Source organism: Geitlerinema sp. CS-897 (assembly GCF_028368005.1).
GTDB lineage: Bacteria > Cyanobacteriota > Cyanobacteriia > Cyanobacteriales > Geitlerinemataceae > Baaleninema > Baaleninema simplex.
Genome location: NZ_JAQNCQ010000014.1, coordinates 1 through 3,959 on the forward strand (window position 1 = coordinate 1; position 3,959 = coordinate 3,959).

Here is a 3,959-nt window from a genome sequence, read left to right on the forward strand (position 1 = left end):
AATTTTACCAGTTTGTTCGTTTCGGCGCTATCCCCTTCTCTCGCTATCGCATTGTTCGGGGGATGCACCGAAACTCACCGCCGCTTCACCACCAACCAAGCCTATTGGCTATGGTTGGAGCGCTGCGACGAATCTTGGTAGGAGATATAAAGGAAGGAAGTCCGAGCGATCGTCAACTCGAAGGATATCGCTGGGGAGCGTGTCCGACCATCCACGGACGCCCGCTCTGAGACGGTTGGTATCGCGACGGTGTCGGTTCTCGTTGCGCCTTCACCACTCGCGGTTCGGATGTTGAGGACTTAGAACTCAGAGAACCCGCATTGAGATTCACCATAGGCGGGGAGAAAATGCGTTGTGCGATCGCCTCACATTGAGGACAGTTCACCGGAGTTTGACGTTCGGCGATGGTACGCCAAGCTTCAAACTCGCCACAACGAGCGCATCGATATTCGTACAAAGGCATATAGATTAGCTCGGTAAAATATCTCGATCGAAAATGGCAGTCGGAAGGGCTAACGTACAGCAAGCGTTGGGAATATCGACAATACCGCTAATACGACCTTCGACGGGGGCGCAACTGAGGAGTAAATAAGCTTGTTCGCCGGTAAAGCCAAATTTCTTCAAGTATTCGATCGCGTTGAGACAGGCGCGACGATAAGAAACGTGAGCGTCGAGATAGTACTGTTCGCCGCTGAATTCATCGACGGAAATGCCCTCGAAAATCAGATATTCTGAATAGTGCGGTTCGACGGGGCCGGGCTTGAAAATCGGGTTGACCATGCCGTATTTTTCCACGCCACCTTTGATAATATCGACGTGGAGGTCGATGTATCCCGACATTTCGATCGCGCCGCAGAAGGAAATTTCACCGTCACCTTGGGAAAAGTGAATGTCTCCCATCGACAGTTTCGCCCCGTCCACGTACACCGGGAAGTAAATCCGAGAACCTTTCGAGAGGTTTTTAATGTCGCAGTTTCCACCGTGTTCGCGAGGGGGAACGGTGCGTGCGGCTTCAGCCGCGACGCGATCGAACTCGGAACTCGGCAACGTGCCTAAAATGGCTTTGTCGGGGTTGGGAAGTGCTGCCAGGGGCGGAATTTGTGGTTTCCACGGCGGACCGCCTTTATCGACTAAGGCTTTTTCGCGACGGTTCCACTCGGCTAGGAGTTCGTGGGAGGGAGCGCAGCCAATTAAGCCGGGGTGAGTAATCCCCGCAAAGCGCACGCCGGGAATATGTCGAGACGAGGTATAAATTCCTTGTAAGTCCCAAATGGCTTTCGCGGCTTCGGGAAAGTGATCGGTGAGGAATCCGCCGCCGTTCTCACGGGCGAAAATTCCGGTGAATCCCCATTCGTCCCCCGGTAACGCTCCGATGTCGAGTAGATCGACCACGAGGATATCTCCGGGTTCTGCACCGTTGACGTGAATCGGACCGCTGAGAACGTGAACGACGTTGAGATCGACATCGCGAATGTCGCTAGGATCGTCGTTGTCTTTAATTTGTCCGTCTGTCCAGTCTTTACATTCGATGCGGAATACGTCGCCGGGATTGACGGAAACGACAGCAGGAATGTCCGGATGCCATCGGTTGTGACCCGGAAGTTCCTGTTCGTTCATCGGTTTGGTCAAATCGACTTTGAAGAGGGTTTCTGGCACGATCGTCCTCTGGTGATGTGGTCAAAACAACGGCAGTTTTTTGGGTACGCGAAACTGCGAGAAAACGCGATCGCGTTCCCCAAGTGGCTGTTTCGGTCGGAAATCTCAATTCTCAATCGATATCCGTAAGAAAAGTCAGAAAAAACTGAGTTTAGACAGAATTTAACATAAAGGGTCTGTAGAGGACGATCTTGTTACTTTTGTTACGAAATGGCGCCCGAAACCGTTCACAGCGATCGCAAAAAATAAGAACGATTCTCAAATAACGTTATTCAATTTTGAATTAAAAGTATTTAATAATGAGAACGATTATATAAATTTAAAAGATTTGTTAAGATTTGAAGACAATTCTCGAGAGGCGATCGCTCGAAAACTCCTTAAAACTTCCTTAAAAATTCTCGAAAAAATCGTTTTGAGACTCTCAACTGCTCGAGTTTTCGTCTAAAGACAATGCTGCTCACACTTTTCGTCACGATCGACGAGTAAACCTCGATCGCCGTAACTCCAAAAATCCGCGATCGCGAGGTGTTAGGTATTGTCTGAAACTGCGATCGCAAGAGTCTCGCGAGGAGAGTCACTTACAATTAACGTTTCGATCTCGCATTGCGTAACCTCAGAGATCGAGACTCGCCAGATCGTGGGAAATGCCAAAACTCTCTGTCGTCAGATTATTCGCGATAAATTACTGAATTGACTCGAACTGGTAGTAAAATATAAATTGCAATATAATTTTCGCTAAAAGCGTTCGTTGTGTTTTTTTGAAATTGTATTTTTTCAATCTTTTATTTTAATATGATACGATATTACGATATGACGTATTTTTTAAAAAATATATTTTTGTATTGTCGTTTGAAAGAAAATAAAGATTGTATCATTTCAATTTCTATTGTCGTTACAAGCTGTTTTGAAACCAGTCATAAATACAGATTTTCAAATTTAGGGCAATAGCAGTCCCAAATGAGTCGTCAAAAATTAAAACGCCAGAAAAAAATATGATTCCTCGTTCCCCGTTTCCCGTTCCCTTTTTTAAAGTTGCTAAATGTAACAGAGGATTGAAATCGGCGATCGCCCTGTTAAGTTGAAGTTTTAAGGGTCTTCGGAGTTTGAGGTGATAAGCGGACTTTATACTCGGTCAAAACCATCCCCCCAACCCCCCTTCGCAAGGGGGTGCTAAGGGGGGATGCGCCCCGGTTCGATTTCGTCTTATTTATAACAAATCACACCGTAATCTCAGGAGACCCAGTTTTAAATTTGCAAGATCGATCGGTTTGCTAACCTATAGAAACGAAACACGATCGCTCGACAGCCATGTCAGAAACTTCCCACTTCACCTTCGCTGAAATCGTCGAACTCCAACCACCCCTCAACGATCGCCTCACACGATATATGTTAGAAAACTTCGGCGTCACCCTAAAACTCCGAAGCCCTCACCCCGTCGAAACCCTGCAAGTACAACTGTGGACGAACGCGCACAGCAAATATAACAGCGAAGGAAACTGGCACGCGATCGACCTTCCTTACAAAACCACCCTAAACGACGTTCACTCGTTTGAAGGAGGATTTTTCCCCACGAGCCAGGGACAATACGAATACACATATCGCCTGCGTGTCGAGGACGATATGGAGTCGTGGCAATGGTTGGGACTTCCCCCGCACAACGGCAAACTGCACATCAAAGCGCCCTCAGACGCGATGCCTTGGACGCAAGGGCCGAGTTGCGTGGGCGTTTTACCCCGTCTTTACATCGGGAACTACATCGCCGCCTCCCAAGCCGACAAACTGGGAGTCGATGCCGTGTTGAACATGGCTGAAGAACTGACGTTGACGTATCCCCCCGAAGCCGATATCGCTTACTGCAAACTGGGAACCGCCGACGGCGCACAAAATCCCATCGACGACGAACTCCTCGAAAAAGCCATACACTGGATCGACGATCGCCTTACCGAAGGTCGGCGTAAAATTTTAGTCAACTGTCGCGCGGGAATCGGTCGCAGCGGTTCGGTGATGGTAGCCTATTGCTTTGCGAAACACCCCGACTGGACTTACGTGGAAACGGTGGAATTCGTCTGGAGTCGCAAGCCGAGTATTTACCCCCACCGCCAGTTACAGGAGAGTTTAGAGCGACTGTTTCCCCGTCGGTAACGAGGTGATGGGGTTCAGTGGTGCAGAAAACTTTTCGAGATCGGGGATTGACAAAAAACATATAATCTGAATTGAGGTTTGAACCAGATCCCCGGCATCTTGGGTATCTGTTTAGCGTAACGGCCAAAGTACGACGAAAGGGGGATGGCACAAGCCAGGAC

3 protein-coding genes are annotated in these 3,959 nt (G+C 48.5%); 1 reads left to right on the forward strand and 2 read right to left on the reverse strand.

Translation table 11 applies throughout. From position 1 onward, the window contains the following. Positions 1-172 precede the first annotated feature (172 nt). Together POG22_RS00425 and fmdA are read right to left on the reverse strand one after the other, a co-directional pair. Complete coding sequence (locus POG22_RS00425; RefSeq protein ID WP_026097567.1) at positions 173-463, reverse strand: FmdB family zinc ribbon protein; 291 nt, start codon at positions 461-463, stop codon at positions 173-175. A gap of 5 nt (positions 464-468) precedes the next feature. Then, positions 469-1,656: a formamidase gene (fmdA, locus tag POG22_RS00430; protein WP_017660400.1), complete on the reverse strand. Its 1,188-nt coding sequence runs from the start codon at positions 1,654-1,656 to the stop codon at positions 469-471. Positions 1,657-2,964: 1,308 nt separating this feature from the next. Between fmdA and POG22_RS00435 the strand changes: the two genes are divergently transcribed. After that, positions 2,965-3,798 carry a dual specificity protein phosphatase family protein gene (locus POG22_RS00435; RefSeq protein WP_498903001.1) on the forward strand — a complete coding sequence of 278 codons (834 nt, stop codon included), beginning with the start codon at positions 2,965-2,967 and terminating at the stop codon, positions 3,796-3,798. Positions 3,799-3,959 lie beyond the last annotated feature (161 nt).

Coding starts and splice junctions, on each gene's coding strand:
- POG22_RS00425 (WP_026097567.1), bottom strand. CDS start 463: ATGCCTTTGTACGAATATCGATGCGCTCGTTGTGGCGAGTTTGAAGCT.
- POG22_RS00435 (WP_498903001.1), top strand. CDS start 2,965: ATGTCAGAAACTTCCCACTTCACCTTCGCTGAAATCGTCGAACTCCAA.